The organism is Paenibacillus sp. FSL M7-0802 (assembly GCF_038004945.1).
Classification (GTDB): domain Bacteria; phylum Bacillota; class Bacilli; order Paenibacillales; family Paenibacillaceae; genus Paenibacillus; species Paenibacillus polymyxa_B.
The window spans coordinates 3800532-3820837 of the sequence record NZ_JBBOSD010000001.1; the positions used below are offsets into that span (position 1 = coordinate 3800532).

General features: G+C 46.8%; 14 protein-coding genes. All 14 read left to right on the forward strand.

The features are described 5' to 3' along the window. Nucleotides 1-160 precede the first annotated feature (160 nt). Nucleotides 161-1951 carry a sensor histidine kinase gene (locus MHB54_RS17435; protein WP_023990341.1) on the forward strand — a complete coding sequence of 597 codons (1791 nt, stop codon included), beginning with the start codon at nucleotides 161-163 and terminating at the stop codon, nucleotides 1949-1951. Further along, nucleotides 1944-3602 (forward strand): response regulator transcription factor, encoded by a 1659-nt coding sequence (locus MHB54_RS17440; protein ID WP_053326116.1) that lies wholly within the window; start codon nucleotides 1944-1946, stop codon nucleotides 3600-3602. Before MHB54_RS17435 ends, MHB54_RS17440 begins: the two co-directional genes overlap by 8 nt. Before the next feature lie 405 nt (nucleotides 3603-4007). After that, a complete protein-coding gene (locus MHB54_RS17445; protein WP_028541817.1) occupies nucleotides 4008-5414 on the forward strand; it encodes a cytochrome ubiquinol oxidase subunit I in 1407 nt (468 codons plus the stop codon). Further along, complete coding sequence (gene cydB / locus MHB54_RS17450; RefSeq protein WP_053326115.1) at nucleotides 5401-6414, forward strand: cytochrome d ubiquinol oxidase subunit II; 1014 nt, start codon at nucleotides 5401-5403, stop codon at nucleotides 6412-6414. The genes MHB54_RS17445 and cydB overlap by 14 nt, the downstream gene beginning before the upstream one ends. Then, a complete protein-coding gene (gene cydD / locus MHB54_RS17455; RefSeq protein WP_053326114.1) occupies nucleotides 6414-8174 on the forward strand; it encodes a thiol reductant ABC exporter subunit CydD in 1761 nt (586 codons plus the stop codon). The genes cydB and cydD overlap by 1 nt, the downstream gene beginning before the upstream one ends. Beyond that, on the forward strand, nucleotides 8155-9921 hold the full coding sequence (gene cydC, locus MHB54_RS17460) for a thiol reductant ABC exporter subunit CydC (RefSeq protein ID WP_053326113.1): 1767 nt from the start codon (nucleotides 8155-8157) through the stop codon (nucleotides 9919-9921). The genes cydD and cydC overlap by 20 nt, the downstream gene beginning before the upstream one ends. 90 nt (nucleotides 9922-10011) lie before the next feature. Further along, on the forward strand, nucleotides 10012-10428 hold the full coding sequence (locus MHB54_RS17465; RefSeq protein WP_053326112.1) for a cupredoxin domain-containing protein: 417 nt from the start codon (nucleotides 10012-10014) through the stop codon (nucleotides 10426-10428). A 447-nt stretch (nucleotides 10429-10875) separates the two neighbouring features. Then, on the forward strand, nucleotides 10876-11889 hold the full coding sequence (locus tag MHB54_RS17470; RefSeq protein WP_023990334.1) for an ABC transporter permease: 1014 nt from the start codon (nucleotides 10876-10878) through the stop codon (nucleotides 11887-11889). Between the two features lie 15 nt (nucleotides 11890-11904). Further along, nucleotides 11905-12807 carry a carbohydrate ABC transporter permease gene (locus MHB54_RS17475; protein WP_340981741.1) on the forward strand — a complete coding sequence of 301 codons (903 nt, stop codon included), beginning with the start codon at nucleotides 11905-11907 and terminating at the stop codon, nucleotides 12805-12807. A 74-nt stretch (nucleotides 12808-12881) separates the two neighbouring features. Then, nucleotides 12882-14576 (forward strand): ABC transporter substrate-binding protein, encoded by a 1695-nt coding sequence (locus tag MHB54_RS17480; RefSeq protein WP_023990332.1) that lies wholly within the window; start codon nucleotides 12882-12884, stop codon nucleotides 14574-14576. 106 nt (nucleotides 14577-14682) lie between these two features. Further along, nucleotides 14683-17163 (forward strand): glycoside hydrolase family 95 protein, encoded by a 2481-nt coding sequence (locus tag MHB54_RS17485; protein WP_053326111.1) that lies wholly within the window; start codon nucleotides 14683-14685, stop codon nucleotides 17161-17163. Next, the gene (locus MHB54_RS17490; RefSeq protein WP_053326110.1) at nucleotides 17160-18506 is read left to right on the forward strand and encodes a GH1 family beta-glucosidase; all 1347 of its coding nucleotides are present in this window, start codon (nucleotides 17160-17162) and stop codon (nucleotides 18504-18506) included. Before MHB54_RS17485 ends, MHB54_RS17490 begins: the two co-directional genes overlap by 4 nt. A gap of 215 nt (nucleotides 18507-18721) precedes the next feature. Beyond that, nucleotides 18722-18970 carry a hypothetical protein gene (locus MHB54_RS17495; protein ID WP_013311984.1) on the forward strand — a complete coding sequence of 83 codons (249 nt, stop codon included), beginning with the start codon at nucleotides 18722-18724 and terminating at the stop codon, nucleotides 18968-18970. 343 nt (nucleotides 18971-19313) lie between these two features. After that, the gene (cyoA, locus tag MHB54_RS17500) at nucleotides 19314-20297 is read left to right on the forward strand and encodes a ubiquinol oxidase subunit II (RefSeq protein WP_023990329.1); all 984 of its coding nucleotides are present in this window, start codon (nucleotides 19314-19316) and stop codon (nucleotides 20295-20297) included. Nucleotides 20298-20306: the final 9 nt, after the last annotated feature.

The window sequence follows — 20306 nt, forward strand, 5'->3', positions numbered from 1 at the left end:
GATCCGTAAAGTGTGGTGACTCCGTTCGCCACATTTTTTTAATTTTGCAAAAAAATATGGATACAGAGGTTACGAAGCTTTAAACTGGAAACATGTAGCTCGTGATAGAGGATGTGAAAATACACAAAAATGTAAGCGCTTATCTTATGGGAGGGATGACATGAATCGTGGAGTACGGCTTCTGATGAATAATATGCGTATGCGGAATAAGCTGCTGTTCTCCTATGTACTGATTGTCATGATCCCGGTGCTGGTGGTAGGCGGCTGCGTTACTTTTTATTTGCGAGAGCAGGCATTGAATAGTGCAATTGCCCAGACAGTAAACAATGTGGAAAAGATCAAGAGCCAGACGGCAAATTTACTGCGTGTGCCAACGGATATTTCAAATGGGCTCATGTTCGATAAGAGGCTGAGGGAGATGGCGAACAGACGGTATCCGGGTATGGTAGAGCTGATGAATGCGTATCATCAATACAAGGATTTTAATGAGTATACTCAGCAATATAGAGAGGTTGCTACCATCCGGTTCTATTCGTACAATCCGACGCTTGTCAATAATCTGGAGTTTATTCCAGTGGACTCTAACATTGAGCGGCAGCAGTGGTTCCAAACGGCTTTGAAGGGGACGGCGATTAACTGGTTTTACATTCAGGATAAGGAAGATAACCCGGTTAATCGCCTGAGCCTGGTACGGCAAATTCCATTTCCCGAATACAATACCAAGGGAGTTCTGATGATATCGCTGAGTCAGACCGAGTTGAATGATATGCTGAGCAAGGAGCCCTTTGAAACATTGATTGCAGATCGTAATGGTATTGTGGTCGCAGCTACTCGTCCGCAGTCGGTGGGTCAGACGTTGGGAGATTTACATTTGGGCTTTGATGTTCAGCGTGCGGGTAAGGGAATATATGAAGCGAAAATCAACGGAAAGTCCTCCAACATCATCGTGGATGAGCTGCTGCCCGCCTCCAGTGTGAGCGGATTTACGATTATTTCAGTGTTTTCGACGGAGCATATTGTACAGGGAGCCAACCGAATTAGCTTGATTGGTGCTCTATGTGTTCTTGCGGTGCTGGTTATGGCACTGATTCTGATCACCATCATTTCCTGGCTGATTACCAAACGCCTACAGCGGTTGAGCTATGAACTGGGTAAGGTAGCCGCGGGCGATTTTCATGTGGTATCGAGTGTGGAGGGAAGGGACGAGATCGGGGATTTATCCCGCCGTTTCAACTATATGGTGAACAGTATTCGCCAACTCATGGCGCAGGTCTATGAGACGAGTGAGCATAACAACAGACTGGAATTGGCACAAAAGGATATCAAGCTAAAAATGATGGCTAGCCAAATTAATCCGCATTTTCTGTTTAATGCGTTAGAATCCATTCGAATGAAAGCACATCTGAATGGGGAAGCGGAAATTGCAACGACGGTGCGTTTGCTTGGCAGGCTGATGCGCCGGAATCTGGAGATTGGCAGTGGTAAAACGACGGTACTACAGGAGCTGGATATGGTGCGATCCTATTTACAAATTCAGCAGTTCAGATTTGGAAATCGTTTGATTTATGAAGTGAATTTGGAAGAAAGCGCGACGGACCTGTCGATTCCTCCCTTAATCATACAACCGCTGGTGGAAAATGCAGTCATTCATGGCCTGGAAAATAAGGAAGAGCCAGTTACCGTGAAGGTAGATATTGCAATAGAACGAAGAGAGCTAAAAATTAAAGTAGAAGATGATGGGATTGGCATGGAAGCTGGGCAACTGACCCGTCTGCTAGCTCGGATCAGGGGGACGGAAGAGCCGGAAGGAAGCAGTATTGGCCTGCGTAATGTACATCAACGTCTAACATTGATGTACGGCGAACGTTATGGACTGCATATTGAAAGCGCATTACAAGAAGGAACAACCGTATACTTTTCCATACCAAGGGGGGAAGAGTCGAATGTATAAAGCAATGATTGTAGATGATGAGCCTGCGATTCGTGAAGGATTGTCCTCCATTATTGACTGGGGGAATTGTGGCTTCCGTATTGTCGATACGGCAGGGAACGGACGCGAGGCTCTGGATAAGTTCGGAGAGCATCGACCGGAGCTGGTCATTGTAGATATTCGTATGCCCGGGATGAGTGGGCTGGAGGTCATACGAAGCATACGTGAAAAGAACGGAGAGCCGTTTCACTTTCTCATATTAAGCGGATATGCAGACTTTGATTATGCACGGCAAGCCATGGGCTTCGGGGTGGATGGCTACCTACTGAAGCCAGTTGATGAGGAAGAAATGACGACAGAGTTGAAACGGGTACGGCAAAACATTGAGGACGAGAAAGAAGATGGCAAATGGGGAAGTCCGCCTTCCCATGAGCGTAATTGGATCGAAGCACTATTGTTTCCGGTTCATCAAGAGCATGCTCGTAATGCTGTGGAAAGCAGCGATTCTCTTCACAGAGCATCCAAGCAAGCTGAACATCAAAGCGGTAACGGAAAACATGGACAACAGCCCGTGTTACCAGCGTTGGACTGGAGTAGCTATCAGGTTATTCTGCTCGATTTACGTATTCCTGACTGGGATCGGCAAGCTCGGCTGGCGGCAGCAAAGCAGCGGCTAACAGAATTGTGCCATGAGCAGGGCAGAGGTATCGTGTTTGAGGCTGGAATATATATGGGTCTTTTGCTTCCCGCCACGTTAAAAACGGAGAAAGATGCTGTTCAGTTACTGGCTGCTTGGCGACAGGAGCTAAAGCCGTGGGCAAAGGAAATTTATGTGGCTGCCGGTGATCCTGTAGCCATTCTTAACGACATTCCCAGGTCTTTTGAGCAGGCACTACGATTGTTAGAACGTACGTTTTTGTTCCGGGCAGAAAGAGCCATGCTTTCCGGAGACCTACACGAATTGGAGACAGTCGAGACTGAAAGGAGTGGAGCGTCTGATAGTGCCACAGATGATCCCCTACGTTATGCAGAAAAGCTGTATTATGCGCTAGATATGGCTAATAGTGAAGCTGCAACCCGTGTCATTAAGGAAATGGAAGGCCAATTTCCACGGATTTATCGCACAGAATCTGCAATCAAGGCGGCGTTCGCCCAAACATTCACACTGGCGTTGAACAAGTATGCAGCCGGACAGGATCACAGCCGAACCGTGCTAGAGGAGCACTCCAGCTTTATAATCGATGTATATGCTTATTCCACATTGGGCGAGCTGGTGGATCACTCGCTGGAGCATGTGTTGCAATGGATTGGCCAGACTGAATCTGGTGGCAAGGGCATCATCATGAAACAAATGATTGACTTTATACATAGTCATTATGATGAAAATTTGCGACTGGAGTTACTGGCAGATATGTTCAATTACAATAGTGGCTATTTGGGCAAACTGTTCAAAAGTCATACTGGCGAGGCCTTTAATGCCTACCTGGATAAGGTGAGGATTGAGCGAGCAAGAGAATTGCTTGCTCAAGGAATTAAGGTGCACCAGGTGGCGGAACGCGTAGGATATGCGAATGCAGATTATTTTCATAGTAAATTTAAAAAGTATGTTGGAATGTCACCTTCCTCCTACCGTAATCGGGTTCAAAAGAACGGAGGAACAGATGGCTGTTGATAGAATCCCTAGGTTTAACGCTATGAAGTCTCTCTTACAGATGTCGGAGGTACGACCTCCGAACGAAGAGAGGCTCTTTTTTATGGCGGATAAATGGATAGATCAATCGAAAATGTCACATTTATTATGTAGTTTAGGCCGTTTTCATCAAATCGCCATCGTTATGACACATATTTGACACGATGTTCACATTTTCGATTCTATTTCATTTAAATTTATTCTATATAATGGGGATAATCTGAAGCCGGATCATGACAACCATGGTGAAGGTAGTTGAGTGAGTCATTTTCTAAAAAGTGACCGCTGCATATGTAAGAATGTGAATACTATCACAAATGTAGAAGACTTCAGATTACAGACACTATAAATCAATGTTAAGAGAAGTGCAGGGGGAGGAGCAACATCATGGACGTATTGGATTTGGCACGGTTGCAGTTTGCAACCACAACGATTCTTCACTTTGTTTATGTGCCGATCTCCATTGGATTGTCGTTATTGGTGGCAATTATGGAGACTATGTATGTTATCAAAAAAAATGACTTGTACAAAAAAATGGCTCAATTCTGGGGAACGTTTCTGCTGATTAACTTTGCATTGGGCGTAGTCACCGGGATTTTGCAAGAATTCCAGTTCGGGATGAACTGGTCGGACTTTTCCCGTTTTGTGGGTGATGTATTCGGTACGCCGCTGGCGATTGAAGCGCTACTTGCATTTTTCCTGGAATCGACCTTTATCGGATTATGGGTATTCGGTTGGGAAAGATTGTCCAAAACGGTCCATTTAATCTGTATGTGGCTGGTATCTATCGGTACGATGTTATCGGCGTTGTGGATTCTAGCTGCTAATTCATTCATGCAGCGTCCAGTAGGATATGAGATTCAAAATGGACGTGCAGAAATGAAAGATTTTGCTGCTCTGTTAACGAATGAACAACTGTTATGGGAATTTCCGCATACGTTGTTTGCTGCTTTTGCAACGGGGGCATTTCTTATCGCGGGTATCAGTGCATGGAAGCTGATGCACAAAAAGAATATGGACTTTTTTAAACCTTCTTTTAAATTGAGCATTATTGTTGCCTTAATCAGTGCCATTGCTATTCCTTTGTTTGGTCATGGTCAGGCTCAATATTTAGTGAAAACACAACCGATGAAGATGGCTGCCAGTGAGGGCTTATGGGAGAACAGCGGTGACCCCGCTCCTTGGACAGTTATCGCGGGTATTGATCCTGAAAAGAAGGAAAATACCTTTGAAATTAAAGTTCCTTTTGCTCTGAGTTTTCTATCTTATAGTAAATTTTCCGGCTCTGTGCCTGGTATGAATGAGCTTCAAGCAGAATATGAAAAAACCTATGGTCCGGGCGATTATATCCCGCCAGTACGTACCACGTTCTGGAGCTTCCGTATTATGATTGCGGCGGGATGTGGCATGATTGCACTCGCTTTATACGGTACTTACCTGACGTTCCGTAAAAAGCTGGAAGGTTCACATCGCTGGTTCTTCCGTCTTATGATATGGGGGATATCCCTTCCATTCATTGGGAATACTGCTGGTTGGATCATGACCGAAATAGGTCGCCAACCGTGGACTGTATTTGGTTTGCTTCAAACAAAAGATTCTGTTTCGCCCACGGTTGTGGCAGGAGAAGTGCTGTTCTCGTTCATCTCATTTACCACATTGTATTTAATTTTAACAGGTGTGCTGGCATTTCTGTTTTACCGTACGGCTCGCAAAGGTCCAGATATCGAGCCACATCAGCAAACGGTAATTCATGATCCATTTGCCCAAGGGGGTGACAATAATGACGCTAAATGATTTATGGTTCTTATTGATCGCAGTGTTGTTTACCGGTTTCTTTTTTCTGGAGGGCTTTGATTTTGGCGTGGGGATGGCCACGGGATTGGTACCGCGCAATGACCAACAAAAACGTTTGATGATCAATACGATTGGTCCATTTTGGGATGCCAACGAAGTGTGGCTGATTACAGCAGCAGGTGCGATGTTTGCCGCTTTCCCGCATTTTTATGCAACTATGTTCAGCGGATATTATCTGGTATTTGTCTTTATTTTGCTAGGTTTGATTTTGCGTGGAGTTTCTTTTGAGTTCCGCGGCAAGGCTGAAGGGAAATGGTGGACAGGAACGTGGGATGCCTGCATTCTGATTGGTAGCTTTCTACCGCCGATGCTGTTCGGTATGGCTTTTGCGGCTTTGGTGAAAGGTGTACCTATTCAGCAAAACATGGATTTGAAAGCTGGATTTTCCGATGTGTTCAATGGATACACCGTATGGATTGGACTGACAGTGGTCGGAATGTGCCTAATGCATGGGCTGACGTTCATTTCCCTGCGGACGATTGGAGAAGTACGGGATCGTGCTCGCGTGATTGCGTCCAAATTTCTTCCGGTATTGGGCATTTTACTCGCTGGCATGGTGGTATGGACTTATTTTGCAACGGATTTATTTGCACGTCGCGGTCCCTTTATGTATGCTGCGGTAGCAGTGGGAATTGTCGCCTATGTGCTGACGTGGTACTTCCTGAAGCAGGGCCGCGAAGGATGGGCCTTCGGGATGACAGGTGCATTGATTTTGCTGACCTTCGTTTCGTTATTCGTTGGTTTGTTCCCAAGATTTATGGTGAGCTCGATTAACAGTGCTTTTGATTTGACGATTTATAATGCAAGCTCCAGTCATTACACACTGAAAGCCATGACGATTGTTGCAGCAACGCTTTTACCCTTTGTGCTGGCTTATCAGGCGTGGAGCTATTTTGTTTTCCATAAGCGTCTCAGTGAGAAGGATCATTTGGAATACTAATGGATAAGGCATGGTTAGAATTAAAGGGCATTCGGCCAGTAATGCTGCTACTGGCTGCCCTTTCCCTGCTCCAGGGGGCTGCTGTGATTGCACAAGCAGTCTTCTTGGCAAAGGCTGTTACGATTTTATTTGATAAAAATCCGCTGGTGATGGCTTGGCCGTCACTGGCGTTGTTTTTCGCTGCTTTTGCAATGAGGCATACGATGATCTGGCTGCAACGACGGACAGCCGGCCGTTTTGCCGAAGCTTCAGGCGCTTCCTTACGGGAGCGTCTGCTTGCACGTTTGTTCGAACGGGGGCCGGGTTTTGCAGCGCAGGAAGGCAGCGGCAAGTTGGTGACGCTAGCGCTGGACGGAATGGATCGTTTTCGCACGTATTTGGAACTGTCCATTCCTCGAATGATTGACATGATGGCTGTAACTATACTTGTGCTTGTGTATGTTTTCACATTGGATGTCATTTCAGGTGTAATTTTGACGACTACGATGCCGATTCTGGTGGGCTTCTTTATTTTGCTCGGCTTGGCAGCGCGGAAGCAGGCAGACAAGCAATGGCGTTCCTATCGTTTGTTATCTCACCATTTCACGGATTCGCTACGTGGACTTCAGACACTAAGGTTTTTGGGTCGTAGCCAAGAGCATGGGGAAACGGTTGGGAAGGTCAGCGACCAATACCGCACAGCAACGATGCGCACGCTGCGGGTAGCGTTTCTTTCCTCATTTGCCCTCGATTTTTTTAGTATGCTATCGGTCGCTTTTGTCGCGGTAGGCTTGGGGCTGCGCCTGATTAGTGGCTCGGTGGGTCTGGAGGCAGCGCTTGCGGTGCTTATTCTGGCACCAGAATATTTTATGCCCATACGCCAATTGGGATCAGACTATCATGCTTCACTGGATGGTAAGGAGGCTTGGGGAGCAATACGCTCCATTCTCAGTACAGAAGATGATGCGACCAAGCCGAATAAACAAGCAGCTAACGATAAAGGATTGGACATCACGGGACAGGATAGTCTCGAGCTGTCTGATGTGTGCCTCCTTAATGAAGACGGTTCCGCCCGGCTTGAACATGTGTCTGCACATGTTGAACCGCACATGAACATGATCGGCATCGTTGGGGCTAGCGGTGCAGGTAAAACGACGCTGCTTAGTCTGCTTGGCGGCTTTGCTGATCCGACTTCAGGCGAGCTGCTCCTGAATGGATGCGGATTGGCTGGGGATGCCAAAGCTGAATGGCAACGGCATATTGCCTATATTCCACAGCATCCATACCTGTTTAGCGCTTCTCTGGCAGATAATATAAGCTTTTATGAACCGGAGGCATCCAACCAGCAGATAGAGTGGGCGATTGACGCGGTTGGACTGCGTGAACTGGTAGACGGTCTTCCGGGTGGATTGAATGAGCCCATTGGTGAAGCAGGTCGGACACTGAGCGGAGGGCAGGCGCAACGGATTGCATTGGCGCGGGCATTGCTCAGTAATCGTCCGGTCGTTTTATTGGATGAGCCTACGGCCCATCTGGATATTGAGACAGAATGGGAGCTAAAACAGACGATTTTATCGGTTTTGAAACACAAAAGAGTGTTTCTTGCCACCCACCGGCTTCATTGGATGCCAGAAATGGACTGTGTCTGGATGATGGATCAAGGTCGTCTGGAAGAAGTAGGCTCCCATCAGCAATTGATTGCCCGTAAGGGAGCATATTACCGATTGCTGACGGGGATATCGGAAGGAGGGAACGGACGATATGAGAGTAACGGACAATAGCAGACAAGGCTGGTTTGTGACGTATCTGAGACAATATTTTTGGGCCTTTCTGGTAGCTGCTCTTTTGGGCGCATTGGCCATTGGATGTGCGGGCGCGTTGCTCTTTACGTCCGGTCATCTGATTACCCGTTCGGCCTTAAAACCGGAAAATATATTAATGGTGTACGTTCCAATTGTGCTTGTGCGAACATTTGGCTTTAGTAAAGCGGTTATTCAGTACCTGGAGCGCTTGGTAGGGCATGATGCCGCACTGCGTCTGGTGTCCCGTATGCGGGTACGCTTATATCGGGCAGTAGAACCGCAGGCGCTGATGATTCGCAGCAAATTCCGTACAGGGGATCTATTGGGATTGCTGGCAGAGGATATTGAGCAGCTTCAAAACATCTATCTGAAGCTAGTTCTGCCTGCGCTATCGGCTTTGCTGATTTATGCAGCAGGCATCTTGGCGCTCGGACGGATGGACGGAACCTTTGCCTTGCTCATGGCGCTATATGGCGGATTTTTGCTTTTTATTGCCCCAGCTATCTCACTATGGACCTCACTCGCCAAACGGCGAATGTTCAAGCAGGAACGGAGTAAAGCCTATCAGGAGCTGACGGATGCTCTGTTCGGCATGAGTGACCTGGTGCTGAGCGGACGGACTGGGCATTTCCTGAGTACCTTTACACAACGGCACAATAGGGCTGCCGTGATGGAGAATTCACTTCGCCGGAGCGAGTGGCGTTCTCATTGGATCGCACAATACGTTGTAGGCGGCGGGATTGTGATTATGACTGTGTGGGCCGGGGGACTGGTAGCACAGAATCGTATAGAAGCCACATGGCTGGCATCCTTTGCCCTTGTGGCTTTTCCATTGCTGGATGCCTTCGTTCGCGCTGGAGAAGCGGTGGTTCATGCGCCGGAGTATCAGGATTCACTTCGACGGTTAAAGGATTCGGAGAAAGACACACCTACACCTGGAGCAGGCGGAACAGCAGACATTCTAGAGGAACAGGCTACCGCTATGCGATTGGGCCACGGAGGAGACCTGCTGCTGAACAACGTAAGCTACCGCTATGCGGCAACGCAGGAATGGAGCGTGCGTAATATCTCCTTGCACGTTCCGCAGGGGGGCAAGGTTGCATTGCTTGGCCGCAGTGGTGCGGGCAAGTCTACGCTGCTGAACCTGATTCAGGGTGCATTGCAGCCTGATGAAGGGAGCGTCACTGTCGCAGGGATTCCCGTATATACAGGTGGAGCATACTCCAGTTTATTTGCGGTGCTAAACCAGCAGCCGTATTTATTCGATACAACGGTAGCGAACAATATTCGGCTGGGACGACCCGATGCTACGCTGGATGAGGTTCGTGCAGTAACAGAGCAGGTAGGGCTTGGAACTCTAATTGATTCTTTGCCGGAGGGCTACGATACCCGAATGCAGGAGACGGGGCTTCGTTTTTCCGGTGGAGAAAAACAGCGAATTGCACTGGCGCGGATTTTGCTGCAAAATCACCCGATTGTTTTGCTGGATGAGCCAACAGTGGGACTTGACCCACTGACAGAGCATGAACTCATGCAGACGATGTTTCGTGTGCTGAAAGGCAAAACATTGATCTGGATCACGCATCATCTGACAGGAATGGAGCATATGGACGAGGTGATTTTTATGGAACAGGGCACCATTTCCATGCGGGGCAGTCATGAACAGCTTTGGCAGGAGCAGCCCCGATACCGCAACCTGTATGAGCTGGATCATCCGAGCCTGTGAAACGAGGTATTTAAAATTTTGATTAACTTTTATATACTGGTTAGAGTTGATGCGTCACATGTAGACATTCAACTGGAGGGGCTGATATGAATGAAAACACTTATCTCTAAGCATTGGCATTTGATGCTGATTGGTTTTGTAGTCCTGAGCATGGGCGGGTTTGTCTTATTTTATTTTCAGGGGAGCGTGTCGTCGTTTCCGGCCACTCAACCTAAACAAGCTCAGGAAGAGCCGGACAAGACCAAATATGAGATTGTTACAGTGGGTGTACAAGGGGACGGTTTCTATCCTAAAAATATTGAAGTGAAAGCCGGCGTTCCAACCAAAATCAATTTCAAGAAAATGACATCCTTTACTTGCATTGATGAAGTGCAGTCGTTGAAGATCGGAATGGACGTTTACCTGGATCACGAAAATAATTATTTTACCGTCATGGACTTGAAGCCGGGGGTATATGAGTATAATTGTGGCATGTACATGTACTACGGGACGATCACGGTAAAATAAATCGAAATAGCTTTCTAGCACATTGATGCTAGAAAGCTATTTTTTTCCTTTAATCAATTAGGTTAATTGCGACAGTATGTGTATATATATCATCATCCACCTGTGGTGCAATGCGCTATCCTTTACCTCTGATCAGCTTACATTGCTGATCTTTTGTTTTTTACAAGACTTCTCTCAGAAAAATTAAATGAAAACGGAGCAGGCGGAATGGTGCTGGACAAGCGAAGCGGTCGCCTTTGTCCCCGGATTTCTACCTTTGTGTGCTTATTCAAGAAATCCGGGGACAACAGCGATGGGAAGCACCATCCGCATGCGTAGTGGCACGAATGTAATTTTTTTCATCCCATATATCTAATTTTGAACTGATTTTTCTCCTAATTCGTCGGGTACCCGCTTCCAAGCCAGCAAAGTATGATAATAGTATCTAGAGATGAGGAGGAGCTTGTTATGGAATCTTCAACTGAAACCGCTTCCAACAATGGTGCTGTGATTCCTGAATCCAATCGGGGAAGACCACGCAAGGCTCGCGGCCCGAAGCCTGAACGTGGTAGAAAAGGCTTGTGGGACAGTGTGAAGCAGCAAAAGTATCTTTATTTTATGTCCATTCCTTTCGTCATATGGGTGTTTGTTTTCAGCTATCTTCCGCTTTGGGGCTGGACGATGGCGTTTCAAAATTATAAGCCAGCCAAATCCTTTACGGACCAGAAATGGGTAGGGCTGAATAACTTTATTGAGTTATTTCAGGACGAACGATTTTATCTAGTATTACGTAATACACTGGCGATGAGCCTGATGGGGATTATATTTGGTTTTGTCGTACCGATCTTTTTTGCAATTCTGTTAAACGAGTTGCGGGGAATGCTGTTCAAACGGTTTGTGCAGACGATATCCTACCTCCCGCATTTTGTATCCTGGGTAGTTGTGGCTGGATTGGTCACGAAAATGCTGTCCATTGACGGAGGCATTGTCAACGATATATTGGTAGCGCTTCATATTGTGGATGAGCCGATTCAGTTCATGGCAAAGGGGAGCTGGTTCTGGTACATTGTAACCGCTTCCGACATATGGAAAGAGACAGGTTGGAATACGATTATTTATTTAGCTGCAATCACCGGAATTGATCAAGAACAGTATGAAGCATCGCGCGTGGATGGAGCGAGCCGCTGGAGACAGATGTGGCATATTACACTGCCGGGTATCCGCTCGACGATTGCCGTTCTGTTCATTATGGCGATTGGGCATCTGGTGAGCAATGGTTTTGAAAAGCAGTTCTTGCTTGGCAATAGTCTCGTGACGGATTATTCCGAGGTGTTGGATCTGTACGCGCTCAATTACGGGATTAATTTGGGTCGCTTCTCTTATGGGACGGCAATTGGTATTTTCAACTCACTGGTTAGCATTTTGCTGTTGTTTACGGCGAACGGTATATTCAAAAAACTGACCAAAGAAAGCATCATGTAGGGAGGGAGAAGCGAAATGACGAATAAGGCATTTAATGCTACCCGGTCTGAGAAGCTGTTTGACCTGTTCAATTATATCCTCATGGCTCTGATCGTGGTGTTGACGCTGTACCCGTTTCTGAACGTACTTGCGATTTCCCTGAACAATTCAACGGACACGGTTCGCGGTGGAATTTATATATGGCCCCGCCAATTTACGCTCGAAAATTACAAAACGATTTTCCAGTACGATGGCCTTCTTCAGGGACTGCAAATATCTATTCTTCGTACTTTGGTCGGAACAGTACTCGGATTGATTTGCGCGTCTATGCTTGCTTTTACATTGAGTCGGGTCGAGTTTCGCGCTCGTAAGTTTATTTCTACGTTTTTGGCGTTGACGATGTATTTTTCTGGCGGGATGGTGCCCGTGTTTATTTTGATGCGTGATCTGCATCTGCTGGGTTCGTTTTGGGTGTACATTTTTCCAGGCTTAATTAGCGCTTTTAACGTGTTTGTCATTCGTTCCTTTATGGACGGTTTGCCATATGCGCTACAGGAGTCTGCCAAACTCGATGGGGCGAATGATTTTGCGATTTACTGGAGAATTATTTTGCCGCTGTGCAAACCAGTATTGGCAACGATTGCTCTTTTTCTGGCAGTAGGTCAGTGGAATGCTTGGTTTGATACGTATTTGTATAATGGTGGGGCGCCGCAATGGACGACGCTACAGTATGAGCTGATGAAGATACTGCAAAGTACGCAGCAAGGCGGCTCCAGTATGACGAATAGTAACGATATGGCTAAGCAAATGGCTCAAATTTCACCAGAGTCGATTAAAATGGCAATCACGATTACGGTTACGCTCCCCATCCTGATGGTATATCCGTTCCTGCAAAAATATTTTGTAGGCGGGATGACACTGGGGGCAGTGAAATCATAAAAGACAGGATTTCGGTAGTAAAATAGCAGTTATTTGCAGGAGAAGTCATCATAGGAATATAGGAGGATTTATACATGAAAAAACACTGGTCCAGATTTGCACTGATTCCCTTGCTCGCGGTGTCCCTTACCGCACTCGCAGGTTGTGGAGGAAGCGATAAAGCAGCGAAGGAAGGCACATCCAGCGGCACAGACCCGATTACGTTTAGCTTCTTCGGAGCAGATACAAGCCCACAATGGAACGGAATGAAGGATGAAATAGGCAAGGAAATCACCAAAAAAACAGGTGTAACCTTGAATGCGGAATTTGATGTCAGCGGTGGAGGTGGAGATGACCGAATTGCTTTGATGGCAGCAAGTGGAGAATACCCGGACTTGGTTTCTCCTAAAGCGAATATTAACAAGCTTGTGGATGCGGGGGCTATGATTGATCTGACAGATCTGATCAACGATCATGCACCCAATCTCAAAAAGCTATATGGACCCTATATGGATCGTTTGAAATACAGTAATAAAGATCAATCCATCTATGTCCTTCCTACGTATGCAGGGGTGGGACAGGAGAGTTTTGACGCGACGGGGGGATTTGAAATTCAGCATAAGGTGCTCAAGGAGTTAGGATATCCAAAGGTAAGAACGCTACAGGATTATGAAAACGTACTCAAAACTTATGCAGCCAAGCATCCGACGATCAATGGCAAAAAAACGATCCCACTCACGCTGGATGCAGACGACTGGAGAATTATGATTACCGTAACGAATCCTGCCTTCCAGACGACTGGAGCGCCGGATGATGGTGAATATTTTATTGATCCCAAAACATTTGAAGCGAAGCTTCATTACAAACGTCCGGAAGAAAAGGAATATTTCCGTTGGTTGAACCACATGTACAATGAAGGACTGCTCGATAAAGATTCGTTTGTGCAAAAAAGTGATCAATACAAATCCAAAATTGCCAGCGGCCGTGTCCTCGGTCTGATCGACCAGGAGTGGGGTTATCAGGATGCCGAAAATGCGTTAAAAGCGTCAGGTAAATCCGAATCCAGCTACGCGCATTTTCCAGTTACACTTTCGGAGGAATACAAGGATCGTTCCTTTCAGGATACGGGCTTCACGTCCGGTTATGGAGTAGGTATTACAGAGAATTGCAAGGACCCGGTGCGGGCTATTAAATTCCTTGATTATTTAGCTTCCGATGAAGGACAGGTGCTAGTGAACTGGGGGATCGAAGGCAAGCATTATGAAATTAAAGACGGCAAACGTGTCATTCCTGCTGATGTACTGGAACAAAAAACGAACAATACAACCAACTTCAATAAATCTACGGGTATAGATTTGTACACGCTCATCAGCGGACACTATGGTGACGGCGTGAAGGACCCTACAGGTAACTACTATACTGCCAAATTCCCGGAACAAATTATCGCGGCTTATTCGAAGCCGGAGAAAGAATCACTTAAAGCGTATGGCGTAAAAACGTGGAAAGATCTGTTCCCGGACAAGAAAGAATTTGATGTAAAGCCTTGGGGCGCAGCCTATAACCTGACAACAGACAATGAATCCAGCTATAACGTTACATTCAAAAAAACGACAGACATTATCCGCAAACGTATACCGGAAGCTATTTTAGCACCGGCTTCCAATTTTGATACGGTATACGACAACATGATTAAAGAACTGGATGCCGCCGGAGCTGTCCAAATGGAACAGCAATACACGCAACTGGTGAAGGACAGAGTGGAGTTATGGAGTGGCAAGGCTTCTAAATAGCTGACTGCTTTTAACGAAATTTTGAATGCCGGAATGACAGAGCGCTTGTCCTTGTGGTCCATACGGGATTAGCGCTCTGTTTGATCTTGATAGGGGAGGGTTTGATGTGACGAAAAGCGAAAGACGACAGTCCCTGCTTTTATGGTATCGCCAGCCTGCTGAGGTATGGGAGGAAGCATTGCCAGTCGGTAACGGAAGGCTGGGAGCTATGGTATTTGGCGGAATAAGAGAGGAGCATTTGCAATTAAACGAGGATACGCTCTGGTCCGGATTTCCCAGAGACGGCGTTCAGTATGATGCATTGCGATATTTGCAGCCTGTCAGAAAGCTGATTGCAGATGGAAAATACAAGGAAGCGGAACAACTGATTAATGCGAATATGCTAGGTCGCGATACGGAAGCCTATCAGCCTTTGGGAGATTTGTGGATTACGCAGGAGGGCCTAGGGGAAATTGCACATTATGAACGGGAACTGGATTTGCTGACCGGAACGGCAGCGGTCACTTTTCAGAGTGCTGGAGTCTGCTATACCCGTGAAGTTATCGCCAGTGCGCCAGATGGAGTCATTATGGTGTCACTGACTGCGAATAAGCTTGGGAAGATCCATGCATCCGTGCGCATCACTTCCCTCCATCCTTGTGAAGACGAGGTTGGAGAGGATATACATTTTGGTGATTCATCCAAATGGGATAGCGATAAGGAGGACGCTCCATCCGAGGAGCCGTCCGGGGACTTTATTACGTTGACTGGACGAGCGCCCAGTCATGTGGAATCTAATTATCACGGCGATCATCCACAGTCTGTTGTTTATGAAAATGATTTGGGGATGCCTTTTGCAGTTCAGGCGAGGGTTATTCCCGAGGGAGGAACCTTGACGAAGGGTGCTGATGGAGCACTGATCATCTCGGGCGCGGATAAAATCACGGTGTATTTGGCAGCAGCTACCGGATTTCAGGGATTTCACGCTATGCCGAATAGTGATGCAACGGAATCAGCAGAAGCATGTCAAGTCATTTTAGACGAAGCAATTTCGCTGGGAAGTGAGCAGGTGTGGCAACGCCATGAACAGGATCATCGAAAGCTGTTTGACCGCGTTGCATTAGAACTGGGAGGCGATACTCTAACCGACGACTCCGTTCTACCGACCGATCTGCGATTAGAGCGTTATCAGAAAGGTCAGGACGACCCGGGGCTGGAGGTGCTGTTATTTCAGTATGGCCGCTATTTGCTCATGGGCAGCTCGCGTCCGGGGAGTCAGCCTGCCAATCTTCAGGGCATCTGGAATGACCGGGTGCAGCCGCCATGGAACAGTAATTATACAACCAATATTAATACTCAGATGAACTATTGGCCCGCAGAGGTATGCAATCTTGCCGAGTGCCATGAACCATTGCTGCACATGATTGGAGAAGTTGCTCGCACGGGACGGAGGGTAGCCTCCATCCATTATGGTGCTCAAGGGTGGGCAGCTCATCACAATGTAGATGTGTGGAGATACGCTGGACCTTCAGGGGGCCATGCCAGTTGGGCGTTTTGGCCGCTTGGGGGTGTATGGCTGACCGCCCATCTATGGGAGCGCTATCTGTTTACCCTGGATACAGCCTATTTGGCAGAACAAGCTTATCCACTCATGAAGGGGGCGGCAGCCTTTTGCATGGACTGGCTCGTGGAAGGCCCGGAGGGTTGGCTTGTGACATCCCCATCCACATCACCTGAAAATAAATTCAAAACGCCGGACGGCGAGGAATGCAGTATATCTATGGGCTCCACCATGGATATGACGCTAATTCGGGAGCTGTTGGGTAACTGCATTCAAGCTGCGGACCTGCTGGAATTAGACGATGAGTTCCGCAACCGCTGCGAGGAGACACGGGACAGGTTAATGCCCTATCAAATTGGCCGTCACGGTCAGTTACAAGAATGGTTTGTCGATTTTGAGGAAGCGGAGCATGGGCATCGACATGTTTCGCATCTATATGGGTTATATCCCGGTCGACAAATTCACATCCGTGATACCCCGGAGCTGGCTGAGGCGGCCCGTATATCGCTGCGTCGACGGCTTGATCACGGTGGTGGGCATACTGGATGGAGCTGTGCCTGGTTGATTAACCTGTACGCTCGGCTGGAAGATGGCGATGCCGCACACAGGTATGTTCGCACGTTGCTGTCGCGATCGACCTATCCTAATTTATTCGACGCACACCCGCCTTTTCAGATCGACGGTAATTTTGGTGCGACGGCGGGGATCGCAGAAATGCTGCTACAAAGCCGTCCGGGAGAACTGACGTTACTGCCTGCCCTACCAACGGCCTGGTCCAAGGGACGGGTCAGTGGATTGAAGGGACATGGCGGGATGACGGTCGGTATGGAATGGTCCGGTTCCCGGCTTGTCCGTGCTGAACTGGCCACATCCATCTCAGCAGGAAGCTGCACGATTCGCAGTGCACATCCGTTTAGCGCTGATGCCCGTCAGGCTCTGCCTGATCCTGAGCATGGAGGATTCATTTTGTCATGGATTTTTACCAAAGAGCAGGAAATAACGAACGGACATACGATTATAATTAAAGGAGAGGAAGAGACATTATGACCATTTTTCAATTTCCGCAGGACTTCATGTGGGGGACCGCGACGGCAGCCTATCAAATCGAGGGAGCTTATGAGGAGGATGGGAGAGGTTTGTCGATCTGGGATACCTTTGCCCATACGCCTGGCAAAGTATTCAACGGTGATAACGGCAATGTAGCTTGTGACAGCTATCATCGCTACGAGGAAGATATCCGCCTAATGAAGGAGCTGGGCATTCGTACATACCGTTTTTCAGTGTCCTGGCCGCGTATATTTCCCAATGGTGACGGTGAAGTCAATCAAGAAGGATTGGACTATTATCATCGCGTAGTCGATTTGTTGAACGAAAATGGGATTGAACCGTTTTGTACACTGTACCATTGGGATCTGCCTCAAGCGCTTCAGGATACTGGAGGCTGGGAGAATCGTCGCACGATTCAAGCATTTGTCCAGTTTGCAGAAACGATGTTCCGCGAATTTCACGGTAAAATACACCATTGGCTAACATTCAATGAACCGTGGTGCATCGCCTTTTTATCCAATATGCTGGGTGTTCATGCCCCGGGTCTGACCAATCTTCAGACAGCCATTGATGTAGGACATCATTTGCTAGTTGCGCATGGTCTTTCTGTGCGCCGCTTCCGCGAGCTGGGCACCAGTGGCCAGATCGGTATCGCTCCCAATGTCTCCTGGGCTGTTCCTTACAGCACATCTGAGGAAGATAAAGCCGCTTGTGCGCGCACCATTTCCCTGCACAGTGACTGGTTTCTTCAACCTATTTATCAAGGCTCGTATCCTCAGTTTTTGGTAGACTGGTTTGCGGAGCAGGGAGCCACCGTGCCTATTCAGGATGGGGATATGGATATTATCGGCGAGCCTATTGATATGATCGGTATCAATTACTATGCTATGTCAGTTAATCGTTTTAATCCTGAAGCCGGGTTTCTTCAATCTGAAGAAATCAATATGGGGCTACCTGTAACGGATATCGGTTGGCCAGTGGAGTCGCGTGGGCTGTACGAGGTACTGCATTATTTGCAAAAATACGGTAACCTCGATATTTATATCACAGAGAATGGGGCTTGCATCAACGATGATGTCGTGAATGGCAAGGTTCAGGATGACCGTCGTATTTCGTATATGCAGCAGCATTTGGTGCAGGTACACCGGGCTATTCATGACGGCCTTCATGTCAAAGGATATATGGCATGGTCACTTATGGACAATTTTGAGTGGGCAGAGGGATATAATATGAGATTTGGCATGATTCATGTCGATTTCCGCACACAGGTCCGCACCCCGAAGGAAAGTTACTATTGGTATCGAAATGTAGTAAGTAATAACTGGTTGGAGACCCGACGTTAAACGAAGAGATGTTTTGAAAATAAAGCAGATTTACGCCTGTCTCTGCTCCCTTTTGTTTGAATAGGAGGCCCTCTGGGGTAATAATAACCAAGATGAATGCAGGTTGTTTCAAGTATGTAGAGACAGCAGGAATAAAAAAATAAGAAGTGTGCATACTGAAAAAAATACCTGACGAGGGCGTTTTAAACCATTTTAAACCAGAGGGAGTGGAGGGTATGGCTTCGAATGTTAGGAAATCAGGATCAAATGATAACCAAATGAGCCGCACGGTATCTGTTATCGCTTGGATCGCCTGTATTGCAGGAATTATCCTTATTTTGCTTGATATAGGTAATTTAACTGATCGAAATATATATTTAATGACAGGTATTGGCTGCGTTGTTGCCGGGATTTTTATTTTTCTAGTTGGGAAATCATTTGTCATTGCACGCAAGAAGGAAGACCAGGAAAACGGCCGCAGTTAATACAATTTAAAAATGATTTAAAGCAATATATACCGAAAACAACAATGTGGGGCTTCGAGCAGTGTAGGATGATAACTGTAAGGAGTCCCCTTTTTTCTTTAATATAACTTCTTTAAGATACACAAATAACGTTTTTATTATGTCATCTTTGTATTAATAAGAAATTTTGAATTTGCAAGAGAAATTTTATTTTTAGAGATGTTTTTCACAAAAAACGGACAAATAATCGACAATTCTGTTAACAATAAAAAAAGTGGCCGCTTTTCTGCTATCTTATATAAGGGCAACATTACAGGAGTTCGTAAGTTTTGAGTAATTTATTATTTAAGGAGAGGGGAACAACATGAACAAAAAACCAAAAGCGATTATTGCGTTGGTTTTGACCGTGCTCACGGTAGCATTGCTCATTTGGACGTGTTTTTATGCTGGCGGAAAATACGTTGTTTTCGATCCAAAAGGACCTATTGGGCAAGCACAAAAAGAGCTGATCATTCTTTCAACGTCTATGGCTGCACTGCTGATTGTACCGGTCATGATTTTGACTTTTTTCATCATTTGGCGATATCGCGACGCACCGGATAACAAAGCCAAGTACCAACCTCATTGGGATGACAGCAAAAAGCTGGAGACCGTATGGTGGGCTATTCCAATCATCGTTATCTGCATTCTTGCGGTTATAACTGCGAGATATACCTACTTGCTGGAGCCTTCCAAGCCGTTGGCAAGTACACAAAAGCCAGTAACCATTCAAGTGACTTCACTGGACTGGAAATGGCTCTTTATGTACCCTGAAGAAGGTATTGCTACAGTCAATGAAATTCACATTCCTAAAGGTGTTCCAGTCCGTTTTGAACTGACTGCCGACGCCCCGATGAACTCGTTCTGGATTCCGCAATTGGGCGGTCAGATCTACACCATGTCAGGCATGGCAATGAAACTGCATTTGCAGGCCGACCACGAAGGAACATACTTTGGTTCGGGTGCAAACTTTAGCGGTGAGCATTTTGGACAAATGCGTTTTGATGTAGAGGTTCAGTCGGATGAAGAGTACAAAAACTGGGTCGCTAACATCAAGAAGCAGTCTAAGCCGCTGACGAAAGACGGCTATTTGGCGCTTGCAAAACCAGGTTTGTCCCAACCTGATGAGTATTCTTCAATTCCAGATGGCTTGTTCCAAGACATTGTAAGCAAGTATGTAGTGGATGGTGCTTCTAACCCGCATGCTGGACATGGCGGACACACATCCACAGAAGGTTCTTCCAAGTCCGATACAGAAGATGAAGCTGCAATGGACATGAGTCATATGAATATGAGCGGACACCATTAAATGATTACA

Coding starts and splice junctions, on each gene's coding strand:
- MHB54_RS17435 (WP_023990341.1), top strand. CDS start 161: ATGAATCGTGGAGTACGGCTTCTGATGAATAATATGCGTATGCGGAAT.
- MHB54_RS17440 (WP_053326116.1), top strand. CDS start 1,944: ATGTATAAAGCAATGATTGTAGATGATGAGCCTGCGATTCGTGAAGGA.
- MHB54_RS17445 (WP_028541817.1), top strand. CDS start 4,008: ATGGACGTATTGGATTTGGCACGGTTGCAGTTTGCAACCACAACGATT.
- cydB (WP_053326115.1), top strand. CDS start 5,401: ATGACGCTAAATGATTTATGGTTCTTATTGATCGCAGTGTTGTTTACC.
- cydD (WP_053326114.1), top strand. CDS start 6,414: ATGGATAAGGCATGGTTAGAATTAAAGGGCATTCGGCCAGTAATGCTG.
- cydC (WP_053326113.1), top strand. CDS start 8,155: ATGAGAGTAACGGACAATAGCAGACAAGGCTGGTTTGTGACGTATCTG.
- MHB54_RS17465 (WP_053326112.1), top strand. CDS start 10,012: ATGAAAACACTTATCTCTAAGCATTGGCATTTGATGCTGATTGGTTTT.
- MHB54_RS17470 (WP_023990334.1), top strand. CDS start 10,876: ATGGAATCTTCAACTGAAACCGCTTCCAACAATGGTGCTGTGATTCCT.
- MHB54_RS17475 (WP_340981741.1), top strand. CDS start 11,905: ATGACGAATAAGGCATTTAATGCTACCCGGTCTGAGAAGCTGTTTGAC.
- MHB54_RS17480 (WP_023990332.1), top strand. CDS start 12,882: ATGAAAAAACACTGGTCCAGATTTGCACTGATTCCCTTGCTCGCGGTG.
- MHB54_RS17490 (WP_053326110.1), top strand. CDS start 17,160: ATGACCATTTTTCAATTTCCGCAGGACTTCATGTGGGGGACCGCGACG.
- MHB54_RS17495 (WP_013311984.1), top strand. CDS start 18,722: ATGGCTTCGAATGTTAGGAAATCAGGATCAAATGATAACCAAATGAGC.
- cyoA (WP_023990329.1), top strand. CDS start 19,314: ATGAACAAAAAACCAAAAGCGATTATTGCGTTGGTTTTGACCGTGCTC.